Raw genomic sequence first — 18,141 nt, 5'->3', positions numbered from 1 at the left:
GTGAGTCTTGCTGTGCGGGTGATTCCCTGCCTCGACGTGGCCAACGGGCGTGTGGTGAAGGGCGTGAACTTCCTGAACCTGCGTGATGCGGGCGACCCGGTCGAGCTCGCCCGCCGGTACTACGAGCAGGGTGCCGACGAACTCACCTTCCTCGACGTGACCGCGACGGTCGACAACCGGTCGACGACCTACGACGTTGTGCGCGCCACCGCGGAACAGGTGTTCATCCCGCTCACCGTCGGCGGCGGCATTCGCAGCGTCGAGGATGTCTCCCGGCTGCAGGCCAGCGGCGCGGACAAGGTCGGCGTCAACAGCGCCGCCATCGCCCGCCCGGCGCTGATCGGTGAAATCGCCGATCGGTTCGGCTCCCAGGTGCTCGTGCTGTCCCTCGACGTGAAACGGAGCGGCCGCACCGAGTCAGGGTTCGTCGTCACCACACACGGCGGACGCACGGAGACCGACCTGGACGCCGTGGCCTGGGCGCACACGGCGATCGAGCTGGGCGTGGGTGAACTCCTCGTCAACTCCATCGACGCCGACGGCACGAAGGCCGGCTTCGACCTCGAACTCATCGCAATCATGCGCGAGCTCAGCCGGGTTCCGGTGATCGCTTCCGGTGGTGCCGGACGGGTCGAAGACTTTCCGCCGGCCATCGCGGCCGGCGCCGACGCGGTGCTCGCCGCATCCGTCTTCCACAACCGCACACTGACCGTCGGCGACGTGAAGAACGAACTTCGCGCCGCCGGGATGCCGGTGCGCTGATGCGGCCAGAGAGACCGTCAAGCCCCGAGCGAGAGACGAACCCCGAACGAGAGGGCGCCACCATGAACGATCAGGCACTGTCAACCGTCGACGCCGGGCTCGCCCTGGCCGTATTCAACTCCGACGGGCTCCTGCCGGCGGTCATCCAGCAGTGGGACACCGGCCAGGTACTGATGCTCGGTTGGATGGACCGAGAGGCTCTCCGCCGCACCCTCACCGAGGGGCGCGTCACCTTCTGGTCGCGCAGCCGCCAGGAATACTGGCGCAAGGGCGACACCTCCGGGCACGGCCAGTATGTCAAGTCGGCCGCGCTGGACTGCGACGCGGACACCCTCCTCGTGCGGGTCGACCAGGTCGGCGCCGCCTGCCACACCGGCACGCCAACGTGCTTCGACGGCCGGGACATCGACGTCGCCACCGGCACCCGCCCGGCCGCGTCCGCCGAGTCGGCGATCTGACCGTGGCCGTCGACGAGACCACAGCAGGGACGACCACCGCGGAGCAGTTCGCGGAGCTCGGCGCCCGGCACCGCGTCATCCCGGTCATTCGCGAACTCTTCGCCGACGGGGAAACCCCGGTCGGCATCTACCGCAAGCTCGCCGCGGGTACTCCGGGCAGCTTCCTCCTCGAATCGGCCGAACAGGGCGGGATCTGGTCTCGCTTCTCCTTCGTCGGAGTCTCTTCCTTCGGTGTGCTGACCCAGCAGGGCGACGACACCCGCTGGATCGACTACGGCGTCGACGCCGATCGAGCCCTCGGCGACGGCGCGGCCCTCGGCCCGCTCGCGGCCATCTCCTCCCTGTTCGAACGCTGGCAGACGCCGTGCCTGCCCGGGCACCCGCCGCTCACCGGCGGCCTGGTCGGCTTCATCGGTTGGGAGGCCATCCGCCAGATCGAGCGTCTCCCAAACCGGCCGCCCGCGGACTACGACGTGCCCGGCCAGGCCTTCAGTTTCGTTGCCGACCTGGTCGCGATCGACCACAAATACGGCACCGTGCAACTCATCGCCAACGTGCTCAACGACGGGACGGACAGCGCCGACGACCTCTGGGCGAGCGCCCAGGCCCGGCTCGACTCCCTGCAGGCGCGACTCGCCGCACCGTCGGAGGCCTGGCTCGCCGAGGTCAACCTGTCGACCGCGCCGGACCCGGACATGCGCACGACTCGCGACGACTTCCTCGCCTCGGTGGAAATCGCCAAGCAACGGATCGTGGACGGCGACATCTTCCAGGTCGTCATCTCCCAGCGTTTCGACCAGGTCTGCACCGCGGACCCGATCGACGTCTACCGGGTGCTCCGCAGCCTCAACCCGAGCCCGTACATGTATCTGCTCAGCCTCGAATCCACGTCGGGTGAACCGTATTGGATCGTCGGGTCCTCTCCGGAGGCCCTCGTCAAGGTGCAGCAGGACCGCGTCTTCACCCACCCCATCGCCGGGTCAAAGCCCCGCGGCACCACCCCGGAGACCGACGCGGACTTCGAGACGGAACTCGCCGGCGACCCCAAGGAACGTGCGGAGCACCTGATGCTCGTCGACCTCGCCCGGAACGATCTGCTCAAGGTCTGCGCGGCAGGGTCGGTGGAGGTCACCGAATTCATGCGGATCGAACGGTTCAGCCACATCATGCACCTCGTCTCGTCGGTGGAGGGCAACCTCCTGCCCGGCAGGACCGCCATCGATGTCTTCCGGGCCACGTTCCCCGCCGGCACCCTCTCCGGGGCGCCGAAGCCGAGCGCGCTGTCGATCATCGACGAACTGGAACCGGCCCAGCGCGGCGTGTACGGGGGAGTGGTCGGCTACTTCGGCTTCGCCGGTGACGCCGACCTCGCCATCGCGATCCGCACGGCCACCATCATGAACGGCGTCGCCAGGGTGCAGTCGGGGGGCGGACTCGTCGCCGACTCCGACCCGGCATCCGAATACCAGGAGTCGCAGAACAAGGCGGCCGCCCCGTTGCGCGCCGTCGCCGTCGCCAACGCGCTGAAACGTGTGCGCTAAGTGACCGGCCGCCGTCTCAAACTGGCCGTGATCCTGCTCGTGCTCGCCGCGAGTGCGCTGGCCCTGTTGGCGTGGACCCAGGCCTGGATCAGTGCCGATGTGCTGCAGTCGGGGACGACACCGAAGAGCCTCGAGGTCAGCGGGTCGACCGCGGCCCCCGGCCTGACCGCCCTGGCCCTGGCCGGGATCGCCCTGGCCGGCGCGCTGAGCATCGCCGGGCCGGTCATCCGGGTCGTCCTCGGGCTGCTCGAGATTCTGCTCGGTTTCTCGGTCGCCCTCTCCAGCGCGCTCGCCCTCGGCGACCCGGCCGGGGCCAGCGCCGCCCTGGTCACCGCCGCGACGGGCATCTCCGGCCGGGAGTCCGTCACCGACGGGGTCGTCGCAACCGTCTCCACGCCCTGGCCGTACCTGGCCCTCCTCGCCGGCGTGGCGATGGCCGCGGCCGGTGTGCTCATCCTTCTCACCGCCCGACGCTGGCCGGGGAACGGCTCGAGATACCAGGCCGTTCGCTTTGAAAGCGCGGATTCCGCGGCCACCCCGATCGGCACCTCCGGCGAGCCGTCGGTCGACCCGTCCAGTGACGCCGTCGACACCTCCGGCGAGCCGTCGGCCGACCCGTCCAGCGACGCCGTCGACACCTGGGACGGCCTCACCCGCGGGGAAGATCCCACCGCTCGTCGCTGAAGACCGGCCACCGTCAGGCCGCTAGACTTGATCCGCACGTCAACGCACAAAAGGAGATCCATGAGCTTCGAGTCGGTCGACCCTGGCGAAGGCCATTCCATTGCGGCCTGGACCGCCGTCACCATAATGCTGGTGGCCTTCACCATCGGCACGGTGGCATTCTTCCTATCCATGGCCTGGCTCGTGTGGGCCTCCGCGGCGCTGCTCGTCGTCGGTCTCGTCGTCGGCTGGGTACTCTCCAAGATCGGCTATGGCGTAGCCGACGCCAAGTCCGCTCACGAAGGCCACTAGTCGAGTGCTTTCCGAGCTGCTAGCCGGAGCGATCGCCGACGCGGACCTGCGCCGCAAGGATCGCCCGTACTCCATTGTCGAGACGGCCGCCCTCGCACGCGAGCCTGCCATCGACGCCCTGGCGGCGCTCGCGCCGGCCGAGCGCGTGAAGATCATCGCCGAGGTGAAACGGGCGAGCCCGTCCCGAGGCACGCTCGCCGAGATCCGCGATCCGGCCGCCCTGGCCGTGTCGTACGAGTTCGGCGGCGCCAGCGCGATCAGCGTGCTGACCGAGGGACGTCGCTTCCTCGGCTCGCTGGCCGACCTCGATCAGGTGCGTGCGGCCGTGTCGGTGCCGGTGCTCCGCAAGGACTTCATCGGTGACCCGTACCAGGTGTTCGAGGCCCGCGCGGCGGGAGCCGACCTGGTGCTGCTCATCGTCGCGGCCCTCGACCAGGCCACCCTCGTTTCCCTGCACGACCTCGTGCGTGAGCTGGGAATGACCGCCCTCGTCGAAACGCACAGCGCTGACGAGGTCGACCGCGCCGTCGATCTCGGCGCCGGCCTCGTCGGAGTGAACGCTCGTGACCTCTCCACCTTCGACCTGGACCAGGACCTGTTCGGCCGGCTGGCCGACCGGATCCCCTCCGGCGTCATCCGGGTCGCCGAATCCGCCGTCAAGACGGCGGCGGATGTCGCACACTACCGTTCCGCGGGAGCCGACGTCGTCCTCGTCGGCGAGGCCCTCGTCACGAGCGACCCCATTCGCACCCTCACCGAATTCCTGGCGGTTTAGACATGTCACTCAAATCAGAAGCAGGCCCGTACTTCGGCGATTTCGGCGGACGTTTCGTTCCGGAGTCCCTGATCGCGGCACTCGACGAACTCACCGACGAATACGCCCTCGCCCGGTCGGACCCGGCCTTCGCGGCCGAACTGATGGAACTGCACCGCACCTACACGGGGCGCCCGTCGATCATCACCGAGGTGCCCCGGTTCGCCGCGCACGCCGGAGGTGCCCGGATCATCCTGAAGCGCGAGGACCTCAACCACACCGGGTCGCACAAGATCAACAACGTGCTCGGCCAGGCCCTGCTCACCAAGCGCATCGGCAAGACCCGGGTGATCGCCGAAACCGGTGCCGGCCAGCACGGCGTGGCCACGGCGACCGCCGCCGCACTGTTCGGCCTGGACTGCGTCGTCTACATGGGTGAGGTCGACACCGAGCGCCAGGCCCTCAACGTGGCCAGGATGCGCCTTCTCGGCGCCGAGGTCGTGCCGGTCACAACCGGCTCCCGCACGCTCAAAGACGCGATCAACGACGCCATGCGCGACTGGGTCACCAACGTCGAGAACACCAACTACATTTTCGGCACGGTCGCGGGCCCGCACCCGTTCCCGGCCATGGTGCGCGATTTCCAGAAGATCATCGGCGAAGAGGCCCGCCAGCAGGTCCTCGACCTGACCGGGCGCCTCCCCGACGCCGTCACGGCCTGCGTCGGCGGCGGCTCCAACGCGATGGGGATCTTCCACGCGTTCCTCGACGACGCGGACGTCGCCCTCTACGGCTATGAGGCGGGCGGCGAAGGCGCGGAGACGCTCCGCCACGCCGCGACGATCACCAAGGGACGTCCCGGCATCCTGCACGGTGCCCGCAGCTTCCTGCTCCAGGACGAGGACGGCCAGACCGTCGAGTCGCACTCGATCTCCGCCGGCCTGGACTATCCGGGCGTCGGCCCCGAACATTCCTGGCTGGCCAGCATCGGCCGGGCGACCTACCTGCCGGTCACGGACGCCGAGGCGATGAGCGCACTCCGACTGCTCAGCCGCACCGAGGGCATCATCCCGGCAATCGAGTCAGCGCACGCCCTCGCCGGCACCCTCGACCTCGGCAAGCGGCTCGGTCCGGACGCCACCATCCTGGTGAACCTGTCCGGACGCGGCGACAAGGACATGGAAACCGCGGGCCGATACTTCGACCTGCTCGACGAGGGCGCTGCACAGCTATGACGACGACTCCAAGCACGGTCGAATCGACGATCGCCCTCCGGCGGCAACAGGGGAGCGGCGCCCTGATCGGCTACCTCCCGGTCGGCTTCCCGACCCTGTCCGAGAGTATCGACGCCGCCGTCGCCCTCGTCGCGGGCGGTGTCGACATCCTCGAGCTCGGCCTGCCCTATTCCGACCCGGTGATGGACGGCCCGGTCATCCAGGCGGCCACCCAGCAGGCCCTGGCGGGCGGCTTCCGTCTGCGGCACGGCATCGAGGCCGTTGCCGCGATCACGGCCCAGGTGGACGCCCCCGTGCTGGTGATGACGTACTGGAATCCGATCCTGCAGTACGGCGTCGATCGTTTCTCCGACGACCTCCAGGCCGCGGGCGGCGCGGGATTGATCACCCCCGACCTGATTCCCGACGACGCGGCCGACTGGCTGGCAGCCAGCGACCGGAACGGCCTGGACCGGGTCTTCCTCGCCGCGCCTTCGTCGTCCGACGCCCGGCTGGAACAGGCCGTGCAGGCGAGCCGCGGCTTCGTCTACGCCGTCTCCACCATGGGGATCACCGGCGCCAGAGGCGATGTCGACTCCGCCGCCCGGATTCTCATCGACCGGCTGCGCGCGGTCGGCTCCACGAGCGCCTGCGTCGGCCTCGGTATCTCCACGCCCAGCCAGGTGCGGGAAATTCTCGGCTACGCCGACGGGGCCATCGTCGGCTCGGCGCTGGTGAAGGCGCTGGCCGACGGGGGAGTCCCCGCCCTGACCGCACTCGCCCGAGACCTCGCGGCCGGCGCCAGGGACATCCGCCCCGCTGGAGTCTGAGGTATGTTGACCGAGGCGGTCGATCGACCCCTCGAGAGTTTTCGGCCGGCCCCGTTCGTCGACCACCCCGGAGTGACCTCGTCACGATGAAAGGTAATACCAGGTGTCTTTTCTGCTGAGCATCCCGAGCCCCGGCCCGGAGTGGAGCTCCTTCGACCTCGGTCCGTTCCGGATCCACGCCTACGCCCTCTGCATCCTGGCCGGCATCATCGCCGCGACCGTGCTCACCTCCCGCCGGCTGACCAGCCGCGGCGGCGAACCCGGTGTGGTCCTCGACATCATCCTCTGGGCCGTCCCGCTCGGCATCGTCGGGGCGCGGATCTACCACGTGCTCACCCACCCGGGTGACTACTTCTACCCGGGCGCCGACCTGCTCCGCACCCTGTACATCTGGGAGGGCGGCAACGCCATCTTCGGGGCACTGCTCGGCGGCGCCGTCGGCGCGTACATCGGCTGCCGGATGTCCGGCATCCGATTCTGGTCCTTCGCGGACGCCCTGGCTCCCGGCATGCTCATCGCCCAGGCGATGGGACGCCTCGGCAACTGGTTCAACAACGAGCTCTTCGGCCTGCCGACCACGCTGCCCTGGGGCCTCCAGATCGAAACGTCCAACCCGGCGTACCCGGTCGGTCTCCCGGTGGGCACCCTGTTCCACCCCACCTTCCTCTACGAGATGATCTGGAATGTGATCGGCGTCGTCGTGATCCTCCTGATCGAACGCAAGCTCACCCTGCGCTGGGGCAAGGCCTTCGGCGTCTACCTGATCTGGTACGGCCTGGGACGCAGCTTCTTCGAGTCGATCCGGGTCGATCCGAGCGAAATCTACTTCGGCATCCGCACCAACGTCTGGGCGGCCTACGCGGCAATTCTGATCGGCCTGGTGATCCTCATCGTGCAGAGCCGACGCCACACCGGAATCGAAGTCACCGCCTATCAGCCCGGCCGCGAGTGGAAGGGACCGGATGCTGAGGTAGAATCTGAAGAGTTTGATTCGGAAACAGAGGACCACGGTGACGATGCCGTCGGGCCCACCGGGTCAGGCGACGTTGCAGCCACAAGCACCAGCAACTCGCGCCTCTAGCCCCGGGGAGACCCGGTACGGCTTGTCTCCCTGAATCACGGGCCGCCGCGCACACGATCACGTTCAGCGGGCCAGCGTCGTCCCCACTTGCCAGTCAAACCCTGAGGACGGTCCCATGTCGAACACACCCCTCTTCTCTCGCTTCAGTAGCGTGCCCCCGCAACAGGGGCTCTACAACCCGGCCGACGAGCGTGACGCCTGCGGGCTGGCCATGGTCGCCACCCTGCGCGGCACCGCTGGGCACGACATCATCACCCTGGCCCTCGACGCACTCCGCAACCTGGAACACCGCGGTGCGGTGGGCTCCGACGCCGGAACCGGCGACGGCGCCGGCATCATCACCCAGGTGCCGGACGAGTTCCTGCGCGCCGTGACGGAGTTCGCGCTGCCGGAGGCCGGGCGGTACGCCGTCGGCAACGTCTTCCTGCCCACCGACCCCACCGCCCGCACCACGATCAAACGGGAGATCGCCCGGATCGTGCGCGAAGAGGGCCTGTCGATCCTCGGCTGGCGCGAGGTGCCGGTGCGACCCAACGAGGTCGGAAACCTGGCCAGGGCCGCGATGCCCGCCATCCAGCAGCTGTTCGTGCAGAGCGACCGCACCGACTCCGACGGGCTGAACCTGGGCGACATCGCCCTGGACCGCCAGGCCGTGCGCCTGCGCAAGCGCGCCGAACGCGAACTGGAGATCTACTTCGCGTCGCTGTCCTGCCGCACGATGGTCTACAAGGGCATGGTCACCACCCTGCAGCTTGAGCCGTTCTACCCTGACCTCTCCGACCCGCGATTCGTCTCCAAGCTCGCCCTGGTGCACTCGCGGTACTCGACGAACACGTTCCCGTCCTGGCCGCTCGCCCAGCCGTTCCGGATGATCGCGCACAACGGTGAGATCAACACGGTGCAGGGCAACCGCAACTGGATGCAGGCGCGCCAGTCCCAGCTGAATTCCGAGCTGCTCGGAGACCTTGCCCCGCTGCTGCCGATCGTCACCCCCGGCGGCAGCGACTCGGCCTCGTTCGACGAGGTGGTCGAACTGCTCAGCCTGTCCGGTCGCTCCCTGCCGCACGCCGTGATGATGATGGTGCCGGAGGCGTGGGAGAACCAGACGGACCTCGACGAGGAACGCCGGGCGTTCTACGAGTACCACTCGATGTTGATGGAGCCGTGGGACGGCCCGGCCGCGATCGTCTTCACCGACGGTTCCCTCGTCGGAGCGACCCTCGACCGCAACGGACTCCGCCCCGGCCGGTACCTGATCACCGACGACGGTCTCGTCGTGCTGGCCAGCGAGATCGGAGTGCTCGACATCGACCCGAGCCGCATCGTGCGCAAGGGCCGCCTCCGCCCCGGCAAGATGTTCCTCGTCGACACCGTCGCCGGGCGCCTGATCGAAGACGACGAAATCAAGGCCGACCTCGCCGCCAGCGAACCGTTCGGAACCTGGCTCGACGCGGGCCGGATCAACCTCAAGGATCTGCCGGAACGCGAACACATCGTGCACCCGCCGGCATCCGTGGTCAGGCGCCAGCGCACCTTCGGCTACACCGAGGAGGAGGTGCGGGTGATCCTGGCCCCGATGGCGCGCACCGGCGGTGAACCGCTCGGCGCGATGGGCTCCGACACCCCCATCGCCGTGCTCAGCGATCGTCCCCGCCTCGTCTTCGACTACTTCACCCAGCAGTTCGCGCAGGTCACCAACCCGCCGCTCGACTCGATCAGGGAAGAAGTGGTCACCTCGCTCAAACTGGGCCTCGGCCCGGAGCGCAACCTGCTCACCGCCGGTCCGGAGCACGCCAGACAGGTCGTCCTCGACTTCCCCGTGATCGACAACGACGAGCTGGCCAAGATCCAGCACATCGACATCGCCCCCGGCAACCGGACCACGACCACCATTCGCGGGCTCTACCGGTTCGACGACGGTCCCGACGCCCTGGCGGCCCGGATCGCCGAAATGTGCCTGGAGGCCGACGCGGCCATCGAGGCCGGCGCGATGTTCATCGTGCTCTCCGACCGCGACTCCAACAAGGATTTCGCGCCGATCCCGTCCCTGCTGATGATCGCCGCCGTTCACCACCACCTCATCCGCACCGAGAACCGGATGAAGGTCGGCATCGTTGTCGAGGCCGGCGATGTGCGCGAGGTACACCACGTTGCGCTCCTGATCGGCTACGGTGCATCAGCGGTCAACCCGTACCTCGCGATGGAAACCTGCGAGGACCTCGTGCGCAGCGGCTACATCACCTCCGGCACGCCGGAACAGGCGGTGCGCAACGTGATCAGGGCGCTCGGCAAGGGTGTGCTCAAGATCATGTCGAAGATGGGCATCTCCACCGTCTCCTCCTATGCCGGCGCCCAGACGTTCGAGGCCGTCGGCCTGAGCCAGGAATTCGTCGACCAGTACTTCACCGGAACGACGAGCAAGCTCGGCGGGGTCGGCATCGATGTCATCGCTGCAGAGAACGAGGCCAGGCACGCCTCCGCATACCCCGAGGACGCCGCGGTCACCGCCCACGAACGTCTGAGCACGGGCGGCGAGTACCAGTGGCGCCGCGACGGCTCCCCGCACCTCTTCAACCCGGAGACCATTTTCCGGCTCCAGCACTCCACCCGCACCGGCCGGTACGACATCTTCCGCGAGTACACGAAACTCGTCGACGACCAGGCCGAGAACCTGATGACCCTGCGCGGCATGTTCACCTTCGACACGAGCAAGCGGCACCCGGTGCCGCTCGACGAGGTCGAGTCGGTCGAGTCGATCGTCAAGCGCTTCGCGACCGGGGCGATGAGCTACGGCTCGATCTCGGCCGAGGCGCACGAGACCCTCGCGATCGCGATGAACCGGCTCGGCGGCAAGTCGAACACCGGGGAGGGCGGCGAAGACCTCGACCGCTTGATCGACCCCGAGCGGCGCAGCGCCGTGAAGCAGGTCGCGTCCGGCCGGTTCGGGGTGACGAGCATGTACCTCTCCCACGCCGACGACATCCAGATCAAGCTCGCCCAGGGCGCCAAGCCGGGTGAGGGCGGCCAGCTGCCGCCGACCAAGGTCTACCCGTGGATCGCACGCACCCGCCACGCCACCGCGGGGGTCGGCCTGATCTCGCCGCCGCCGCACCACGACATCTACTCGATCGAAGACCTCAAGCAGTTGATCTTCGACCTCAAACGGGCCAACCCCAAGGCCCGCATCCACACCAAGCTGGTCAGCCAGTCCGGTATCGGCGCGGTCGCGGCCGGTGTCGCGAAGGCGCTCTCCGACGTGATCCTGGTCTCCGGGCACGACGGCGGCACGGGCGCGAGCCCGCTGAACTCGCTCAAGCACGCCGGAACCCCGTGGGAACTCGGCCTGGCCGAGACCCAGCAGACGCTCATGCTCAACGGCATGCGCGACCGGGTCGTGCTGCAGGTTGACGGTCAGCTCAAGACCGGGAGGGACGTCGTCATCGGTGCGCTGCTCGGCGCGGAGGAGTTCGGTTTCGCCACCGCGCCGTTGATCGTCGAGGGCTGCGTGATGATGCGGGTCTGCCACCTGGACACCTGCCCCGTCGGCGTCGCCACCCAGAACCCGGAGCTGCGCAAACGTTTCACGGGCAAGGCGGACTACGTCGTCAACTTCTTCCAGTTCCTCGCCCAGGAGGTGCGCGAATACCTCGCCGAGCTCGGCTTCCACAGCCTCGAGGAGGCCATCGGCCACCGGGAGATCCTCAACGTGGACGGCGCGCTCACCCATTGGAAGGCATCCGGCCTCGACCTGTCGCCGATCCTGGTCGGACCTGACTTCTCCGCCGATGAACCCAGGCAGTCCGGACGAGCGCAGGAACACGAACTGGAACTGCACTTCGACAACGAACTCATCCGCCAGAGCGCGAGCGTGCTCGCGAACGGCGGCCGGGTGAGAATCGAGATGCCGATCCGCAACACCGAACGCGCCGTCGGGACCATGCTCGGCCACGAGGTGACCGTGCGCCACGGCGAGCAGGGGCTCCCTGCCGGGTCGATCGACGTCACACTGACCGGTTCCGCCGGCCAGTCGTTCGGCGCGTTCCTGCCCAGCGGCATCACCCTCCGCCTCGAGGGGGACTCCAACGACTACGTCGGCAAGGGGCTCTCCGGCGGACAGATCATCGTGCGCCCCGACCGGCGGAGCCTGTTCCCCGCGGAGCAGAACGTGATCGCCGGAAACGTCATCGGCTACGGAGCCACCCAGGGCAGCATGTTCATCCGCGGCATCGTGGGTGAACGGTTCCTGGTGCGCAACTCCGGTGCGACCGCCGTTGTCGAGGGCGTCGGCGACCACGCCCTCGAATACATGACCGGCGGTCTCGCCGTGATCCTCGGCGAGACCGGGCGCAACCTCGGTGCCGGGATGAGCGGCGGAACGGCGTACATCCACGACCTCCACACCGACAACGTCAACTTCCAGGCCATCCAGAGCGGCGAACTGACCATGTCCCCGCTCGGCAGCGCCGACGAGGAAATCGTGCGCGACCTGCTCGAACAGCACCTGGAGCACACCGATTCGCCGCTCGCGGCCCGGCTGCTCGCCGATCTCGAAACCACCATGTCCACATTCGTCAAGGTACTGCCGCGGGACTACGCGGCGGTCCTGGCAACCAGGCAGAATGCCGTGGCCGAGGGGCTCGACCCCGACGGCGACGTTGTCTGGAACCGTATTCTGGAGGCAACCAATGGCTGATCCGAAGGGCTTCCTCAAGACCACGGAGCGTGAAACGCCCGCCCGTCGTCCGGTCTCCGTTCGACTGATGGATTGGAAAGAGGTCTACGAGCAGGGTGACGCGGCACAGCTGAAACGCCAGGCCGGCCGTTGTATGGACTGCGGCGTGCCGTTCTGCCACCAGGGCTGCCCCCTCGGCAACCTGATCCCCGAGTGGAACGACCTCACCTGGCGGGACGAGGGCCGGCAGGCGATCGAACGCCTGCACTCGACGAACAACTTCCCGGAGTTCACCGGCCGACTCTGCCCGGCACCGTGCGAGTCGTCCTGCGTGCTCGCGATCAGCCAGCCCGCGGTCACGATCAAGCAGGTCGAGGTATCGATCATCGACCAGGCCTTCGCCAACGGTTGGGTGCAGCCCCAGCCGCCCGGGCGCCTCACCGGCAAGACCGTCGCCGTCGTCGGCTCCGGCCCGGCCGGCCTCGCGGCCGCGCAGCAACTCACCCGCGCCGGGCACACCGTCGCGGTCTTCGAGCGTGACGACCGGATCGGCGGACTGCTCCGCTACGGCATTCCCGACTTCAAGATGGAGAAGAAGCACCTCGAGTCGCGTCTGGCCCAGATGACCGCGGAGGGTACCCGGTTCCGTGCCGGCGTCACCATCGGCGTCGACATCGCCTGGGACGACCTGCGTGCCCGCTACGACGCCGTGATCGTCGCCACCGGCGCCATGGTTCCCCGCGACCTCCCGATCCCCGGACGCGACCTGCCCGGCGTTCACTTCGCGATGGAGTACCTGGTCCAGCAGAACAAGGTGGGGGCCGGCGACACCGTCGACCAGCAGATCACCGCGGAAGGCAAGCACGTTGTCGTGCTCGGCGGCGGGGACACCGGGGCGGACTGCATCGGCACGGCGCACCGTCAGCTGGCGGCATCCGTCACCAACCTCGCGATCGGGAAGCAGCCGGGCGAGAGCCGCCCCGACCACCAGCCGTGGCCGCTCTCGCCGACCCTGTTCGAGGTGTCGAGCGCCCACGAAGAGGGCGGAACCCGCGAGTACCTGGCCTCAACGATCGAATTTCTGGCCAACGATGCCGGCGAGGTGCGCGCGATCCGTGTCGCGGAGACCGAATACCTCGACGGTCGCCGGGTGCCCAAGGCGGGTACCGAACGGGAGATTCCCGCCGATCTGGTGCTTCTCTCGCTCGGATTCACCGGCCCGGAAACCCGCGACCTCACCGCCCAGCTGCACTTGCCGGTCGACGAGCGGAGTAATGTCGAACGTGACGGCAACTACCAGACCAGTCACGAAGGCGTGTTCGTTGCCGGCGACGCCGGTCGCGGCCAGTCGCTCATCGTATGGGCGATCGCCGAAGGCCGGGCTGCGGCAGCCGCCGTCGATCGTTACCTCGAAGGTGAGACGTTACTGCCCGCTCCGGTCAAACCGACCGACCATGCCTTCGCAATCTGATCCATCCGTTACCAAGTGATTCAACCCCAGGAGACCCACCACCCCGTGGTCTCCGCCCCATCAAAAGCACCACAGCGCCAACAAAGCGCGGAAACCGGAGAATTTTCAGTATGAGACGCGCCAAAATCGTCGCCACCCTCGGGCCGGCAGCATCCAGCTACGATCAAATACGAGCGCTCATTGATGCGGGCGTCGACGTCTGCCGGATGAACCTCAGCCACGGGGACTATCAAGTCCACGAGGGCGTTTACGCGAATGTGCGGAAGGCCGCGAACGACTCCGGCCGTGCGGTCGCCGTCATGGTCGACCTGCAGGGGCCGAAGATCCGTCTCGGCAAGTTTGAAGGCGGCCCTTACGAACTGGCCGTTGGCGACATCTTTAAGATCACCACGGATGAGATCGTCGGCACCCGGGAACTCTCCGGCACGACGTACAAGGGACTTCCGCAGGACGTCAAGCCCGGCGACTTCCTCCTCATCGACGACGGCAAGGTCAAGGTCGAGGTGGTTTCCAGCAGCGACACCGTTGTGACCACCAAGGTCATCGTCGCCGGCCCGGTGTCGAACAACAAGGGCATCAACCTGCCCGGCGTTGCCGTCAACGTTCCGGCCCTGTCCGACAAGGACGAGGCCGACCTGCGTTGGGGCCTCCGCCTCGGAACGGACCTGATCGCACTGTCCTTCGTGCGTGACGCCGCCGACATCACCCGCGTGCACGAGATCATGGCCGAGGAAGGCCGTCGCGTCCCCGTGATCGCGAAGATCGAGAAGCCGCAGGCCGTCGAGAACCTCGAGGGCATCGTCGACGCGTTCGACGCCATCATGGTCGCTCGCGGCGACCTGGGTGTCGAACTTCCGCTTGAGGCCGTGCCGATCGTGCAGAAGCACGCGGTCGAGCTCGCTCGCCGCATGGCCAAGCCGGTCATCGTGGCGACCCAGATGCTGGAATCCATGATCCACAGCCCGGTGCCGACCCGCGCCGAAACCTCCGACGTGGCGAACGCCGTGCTCGACGGTGCCGACGCGGTCATGCTCAGTGGTGAGACCAGCGTCGGGGAATACCCCGTCGTCACGGTTCAGACCATGGCACGGATCGTGGCATCGACCGAGGACCACGGCCTGGAGCGCATCGCGCCGCTGACGAACAAGCCGCGCACCCAGGGTGGCGCGATCACCCTCGCTGCCATCGAGGTGGCCGATTTCGTCGAGGCCAAGTACCTCTGCATCTTCACCGAGTCTGGCGATTCGGCCCGGCGGATGTCTCGCCTGCGGTCGAAGATCCCGATGCTGGCGTTCACCCCGGAGCCCGGCATCCGTCGCCGTCTTGCCCTCACCTGGGGCATCCAGACGTACCTGGTCGACCGGGTCACCCACACGGACGCCATGTTCGGCCAGGTGGATGACATCCTGCTCAGCCAGAAACTGGCCGAGGTCGGCGACACCGTCGTCGTGATCAGCGGATCCCCTCCCGGAATCGTCGGTTCCACGAACGACATCCGTGTGCACCGCGTCGGCGATGCGCACAACGAGGTTCACCCGGCTTACGCCAAGAACTAGAGCCGTTCACGAGAAAGCCCCGCCACCCGGTTCAGCCGGCTGGCGGGGCTTTCCTGTTCCCCGCGCGTCGCGGTTCAGGGCGTCCACCAGGGCCGGAGCGGCAGGTCGCCCGCTTCGTCCCCGGCATCGGGCCTGAGCATCAGCACCTGGTGCAGTTGGATGCCTCCGGTTTCGAAGGCGAGTCGTGACCCGGCCATGTACAGTCCCCACACCTTCGCGGTCGGCAGTCCCACATCGGCGACCGCCTCTTCCCAGTGCTCGACGAGGTTGGCGCACCAGTCGCGCAGTGTCATGGCGTAGTGCTGGCGCAGGTTCTCCTCGTGCAGCACCTCGAGTCCTTCGTCCTGTGCGGCGCCGATGATGCGGCCCGAGCCCGTGAGCTCCCCGTCGGGGAAGACGTAACGGTCGATGAACCCGCGGGGGGATGCCTCGGATCGGTTGTCCGGCCGGGTGATGCAATGGTTGAGCAGCAGCCCGCCCGGGCGCAGCCGGGATTGCAGGAAGCGGAAGTAGGACGGATAGTTGCGCACGCCGATGTGCTCGAGCAGCCCGATCGACGATACGGCGTCAAATCCGGTCTCTCCGATGTCCCGGTAGTCGCCGTAGCGGACCTCGGCGAGATCGGTCAGGCCCTCCTCCTCGATCGCCTGCTGCGCCCACGCGGCCTGCTGTTGCGAGAGGGTCACGCCGGTGGCTCTGACGCCGCGGCGCGCGGCGTAGCGCACCATACCGCCCCAGCCGCATCCGACGTCGAGCAGCCGGTCGCCCGGTCTCAGCCGCAGCTTCTCGAAAACCAGCCGGTACTTGTTCTCCTGCGCCTCATCCAGCAAGGCGTCTGAGCTCGGATAGCAGGCGCAGGTGTAGGTCATCGACGGCCCGAGCACCCATTCGTAGAAGGCATTCGACACGTCGTAGTGGTGGTGGATCGCGTCGGCGTCCCTGGCCCGGGTGTGTCGGAGACCCCAGGCGACGCGGCGCCAGCGTGGTGGCGCCTCCTGGGGCGGCGGTTTGATCGGGCGCAGGTGCAGGGCGCCGATGGAGCGGATGATCTCGGCCGCCACTGACGGAGAGGGCAGCTTGAAGACCAGGTCGCCGGCGAGTGCCGTGAGCAGCTCGTAGGGGTCGCCCGGGTGCACACCGTGCACGTCGAGGTCACCGGCGATGTAGGCGCGGGCCAGGCCCAGGTCGCCGCGCCCGGTGGCCAGGTAGGTCGTTCCGCGCGGCGATTTCAGCTCCAGCCCGAGCGGTGCGTCCGGCGGGCCCGCGGCGCTCCCGTCGTAGGCCGTGAATCGGAGCGGGAGGCGACCACCGGCGAGAATCTCCATGATCTCGGCCAGGCCGAGCTTCCGGGTCGGCTCCGGCTTCCCCGGTCTGAGCCCCTTCCCCGGTGTCCCCGAACTCTTCGGCGAACGTTCCTTGAATGTGGTCATCGTCGTTGCACCGCCTTCGCATAGAGGTTGAGGAGACGAGAATCGGGGTCATACCGGTTCTTCACGTCACGGTAGGTGTCGCCGCCATAGAGCTCAGCGAATTCTTCGGGGGAGTAGTACGAGTCGGAGTACAGCGATTTGTGGCCGTGGAGCTCGCTGACCTTGCGTTCGATCAGACGGTTCGTCTGCCCCTCGGTAGTCCCCACCGGCACCGTGGACCAGAATCCGACGTTCAGGTAGCTCCGCTGGGGCCGGAGCGGGTACAGCGGCCAGGTGCTCTCGCCCCGCAAGCGCAGCGGGCACAGCCAGATCGGCGCGATCGGCACGGTGTTAAGAAACCAGTCCAGGAATTCGGCGGACCGCTCGATCGGCACCTCGACGTCCTGAACGACGCGTTCGCGCGGCGGACGGCCGCCGAGTCGCTCGAGGCGATCTCCAATCCGGAAGCGCTGTTCGTAGCGCATCAGCGTGGAGTAAAAGCTGCTCCGCCGATAGCGTCGCGGCCAGAGTCGGCGAATCCCGGGCCGCTGCGCGCCGAACGCCTCCGAGCACCAGAACCAGTCGGTGTCCCACCGCCACAGGTAGTCGTGAATCGTCAGCCGGTCGTGCCTGGCGGGGCCGTCGTGCTGGATCGAGCGGTAGTAGATCTTTCGGCCGGTGTAGTCGCTGACCGGGCCGGGGGTCGCGGTCTGCGTGCCCAGACAGAGGTAGCTCTCCTCGGCGCTGAACACCACACCGTCGAGGTAGTCCACCCGGGTGCCGTCCGACGCGCCGGTCTGGATGATCCGGTCCATCGCGGCGACGAGCTCGGTGAGCGAGTGGAACCGCAGGTGCCGGAGCGCGACGAACGGCAGGACCGGCTCCAGCTCTATGCAGAGCCGCACCGCGTAGCCGAGAGTGCCGTACGAGTTGGGGAAGGCCCGATACAGGTCTTCATGCTCGGTCGGAGAGGCGGTGACCAGCTGTCCCGCGCCGGTGAGGATGACTGACTCCCGCACCGACTCGTGCGGCAGGCCGTTGCGGAAGGACGTGGACTCGATGCCGAGACCGGTGACGGCGCCGCCCAGGGTGATGGTCTTCAGCTGCGGCACAACCAGCGGCGCCAACCCGTGGGGCAGCGTCGCGGCGACAAGATCCTCGTAGGTGCACATGCCACCCACGTCCGCCGTTCGCGCTCCCGGATCGATCGCGATGACGCCCGTCAATCCCGACGTCTCCAGGCCCCTGACGTTCGTCTTCGCACGCACCCGGAACAGGTTCGAGGTGGGCTTGGCGAGCCGCACGGATGCCGTCGGCGGCACCGCCCGATAACTCTCGAGGAGGCGCTCCACACCGGCGGCGTAGGCGGTCCCTGGGTCGATCGCGTGAGCGGACACGCCTCCACGCTAGTCCTCGAT

At 68.0% G+C, this 18,141-nt stretch carries 14 protein-coding genes; 12 read left to right on the top strand and 2 right to left on the bottom strand.

Annotated elements, in window-relative coordinates; all coding sequences use genetic code 11:
• From hisF to pyk, 12 genes are all read left to right on the top strand, one after another.
• Positions 1–762, top strand: coding sequence for an imidazole glycerol phosphate synthase subunit HisF (gene hisF / locus QMG61_RS03320; protein ID WP_283492903.1), 762 nt, complete (start codon positions 1–3; stop codon positions 760–762).
• 62 nt (positions 763–824) lie between these two features.
• Positions 825–1,220: a phosphoribosyl-AMP cyclohydrolase gene (gene hisI, locus QMG61_RS03315; RefSeq protein ID WP_283492902.1), complete on the top strand. Its 396-nt coding sequence runs from the start codon at positions 825–827 to the stop codon at positions 1,218–1,220.
• Entirely contained in the window at positions 1,217–2,761 is a 1,545-nt protein-coding gene (locus QMG61_RS03310; RefSeq protein ID WP_502846997.1) for an anthranilate synthase component I, read from the top strand. The genes hisI and QMG61_RS03310 overlap by 4 nt, the downstream gene beginning before the upstream one ends.
• A complete protein-coding gene (locus QMG61_RS03305; RefSeq protein ID WP_283492900.1) occupies positions 2,762–3,445 on the top strand; it encodes a Trp biosynthesis-associated membrane protein in 684 nt (227 codons plus the stop codon).
• Positions 3,446–3,505: 60 nt separating this feature from the next.
• Positions 3,506–3,736 (top strand): DUF6704 family protein, encoded by a 231-nt coding sequence (locus QMG61_RS03300; protein WP_283492899.1) that lies wholly within the window; start codon positions 3,506–3,508, stop codon positions 3,734–3,736.
• Positions 3,737–3,740: 4 nt separating this feature from the next.
• Positions 3,741–4,511, top strand: coding sequence for an indole-3-glycerol phosphate synthase TrpC (gene trpC / locus QMG61_RS03295; RefSeq protein ID WP_283492898.1), 771 nt, complete (start codon positions 3,741–3,743; stop codon positions 4,509–4,511).
• 2 nt (positions 4,512–4,513) lie between these two features.
• Positions 4,514–5,725: a tryptophan synthase subunit beta gene (trpB, locus tag QMG61_RS03290; RefSeq protein WP_283492897.1), complete on the top strand. Its 1,212-nt coding sequence runs from the start codon at positions 4,514–4,516 to the stop codon at positions 5,723–5,725.
• Positions 5,722–6,534 (top strand): tryptophan synthase subunit alpha, encoded by an 813-nt coding sequence (gene trpA / locus QMG61_RS03285; RefSeq protein WP_283492896.1) that lies wholly within the window; start codon positions 5,722–5,724, stop codon positions 6,532–6,534. The genes trpB and trpA overlap by 4 nt, the downstream gene beginning before the upstream one ends.
• A gap of 103 nt (positions 6,535–6,637) precedes the next feature.
• Complete coding sequence (gene lgt / locus QMG61_RS03280) at positions 6,638–7,615, top strand: prolipoprotein diacylglyceryl transferase (RefSeq protein WP_283492895.1); 978 nt, start codon at positions 6,638–6,640, stop codon at positions 7,613–7,615.
• 115 nt (positions 7,616–7,730) lie between these two features.
• Entirely contained in the window at positions 7,731–12,308 is a 4,578-nt protein-coding gene (gene gltB, locus QMG61_RS03275; RefSeq protein ID WP_283492894.1) for a glutamate synthase large subunit, read from the top strand.
• A complete protein-coding gene (locus QMG61_RS03270; protein ID WP_283492893.1) occupies positions 12,301–13,758 on the top strand; it encodes a glutamate synthase subunit beta in 1,458 nt (485 codons plus the stop codon). Before gltB ends, QMG61_RS03270 begins: the two co-directional genes overlap by 8 nt.
• Before the next feature lie 110 nt (positions 13,759–13,868).
• Positions 13,869–15,314: a pyruvate kinase gene (gene pyk, locus QMG61_RS03265; protein ID WP_283492892.1), complete on the top strand. Its 1,446-nt coding sequence runs from the start codon at positions 13,869–13,871 to the stop codon at positions 15,312–15,314.
• A 74-nt stretch (positions 15,315–15,388) separates the two neighbouring features.
• Here pyk and QMG61_RS03260 read toward each other — a convergent pair whose 3' ends face one another.
• Positions 15,389–16,744: a class I SAM-dependent methyltransferase gene (locus QMG61_RS03260; protein ID WP_283492891.1), complete on the bottom strand. Its 1,356-nt coding sequence runs from the start codon at positions 16,742–16,744 to the stop codon at positions 15,389–15,391.
• Positions 16,741–18,120, bottom strand: coding sequence for an FAD-binding oxidoreductase (locus QMG61_RS03255; protein WP_283492890.1), 1,380 nt, complete (start codon positions 18,118–18,120; stop codon positions 16,741–16,743). The genes QMG61_RS03260 and QMG61_RS03255 overlap by 4 nt, the downstream gene beginning before the upstream one ends.
• Between the last annotated feature and the right edge of the window lie 21 nt (positions 18,121–18,141).

The sequence above is a fragment of the Cryobacterium sp. PH31-AA6 genome (assembly GCF_030063195.1).
Taxonomy (GTDB): Bacteria; Actinomycetota; Actinomycetes; order Actinomycetales; family Microbacteriaceae; genus Cryobacterium.
Note: the sequence above shows the minus strand (reverse complement) of the source record. Positions and strands in the feature narration are given on the sequence as shown.

What these genes read in the sequence shown, in the direction of transcription:
- QMG61_RS03260 (WP_283492891.1), bottom strand. Translation starts at nt 16,744, where the DNA reads ATGACCACATTCAAGGAACGTTCGCCGAAGAGTTCGGGGACACCGGGG.
- QMG61_RS03270 (WP_283492893.1), top strand. Translation starts at nt 12,301, where the DNA reads ATGGCTGATCCGAAGGGCTTCCTCAAGACCACGGAGCGTGAAACGCCC.
- gltB (WP_283492894.1), top strand. Translation starts at nt 7,731, where the DNA reads ATGTCGAACACACCCCTCTTCTCTCGCTTCAGTAGCGTGCCCCCGCAA.
- QMG61_RS03300 (WP_283492899.1), top strand. Translation starts at nt 3,506, where the DNA reads ATGAGCTTCGAGTCGGTCGACCCTGGCGAAGGCCATTCCATTGCGGCC.
- trpB (WP_283492897.1), top strand. Translation starts at nt 4,514, where the DNA reads ATGTCACTCAAATCAGAAGCAGGCCCGTACTTCGGCGATTTCGGCGGA.
- pyk (WP_283492892.1), top strand. Translation starts at nt 13,869, where the DNA reads ATGAGACGCGCCAAAATCGTCGCCACCCTCGGGCCGGCAGCATCCAGC.
- trpA (WP_283492896.1), top strand. Translation starts at nt 5,722, where the DNA reads ATGACGACGACTCCAAGCACGGTCGAATCGACGATCGCCCTCCGGCGG.
- hisI (WP_283492902.1), top strand. Translation starts at nt 825, where the DNA reads ATGAACGATCAGGCACTGTCAACCGTCGACGCCGGGCTCGCCCTGGCC.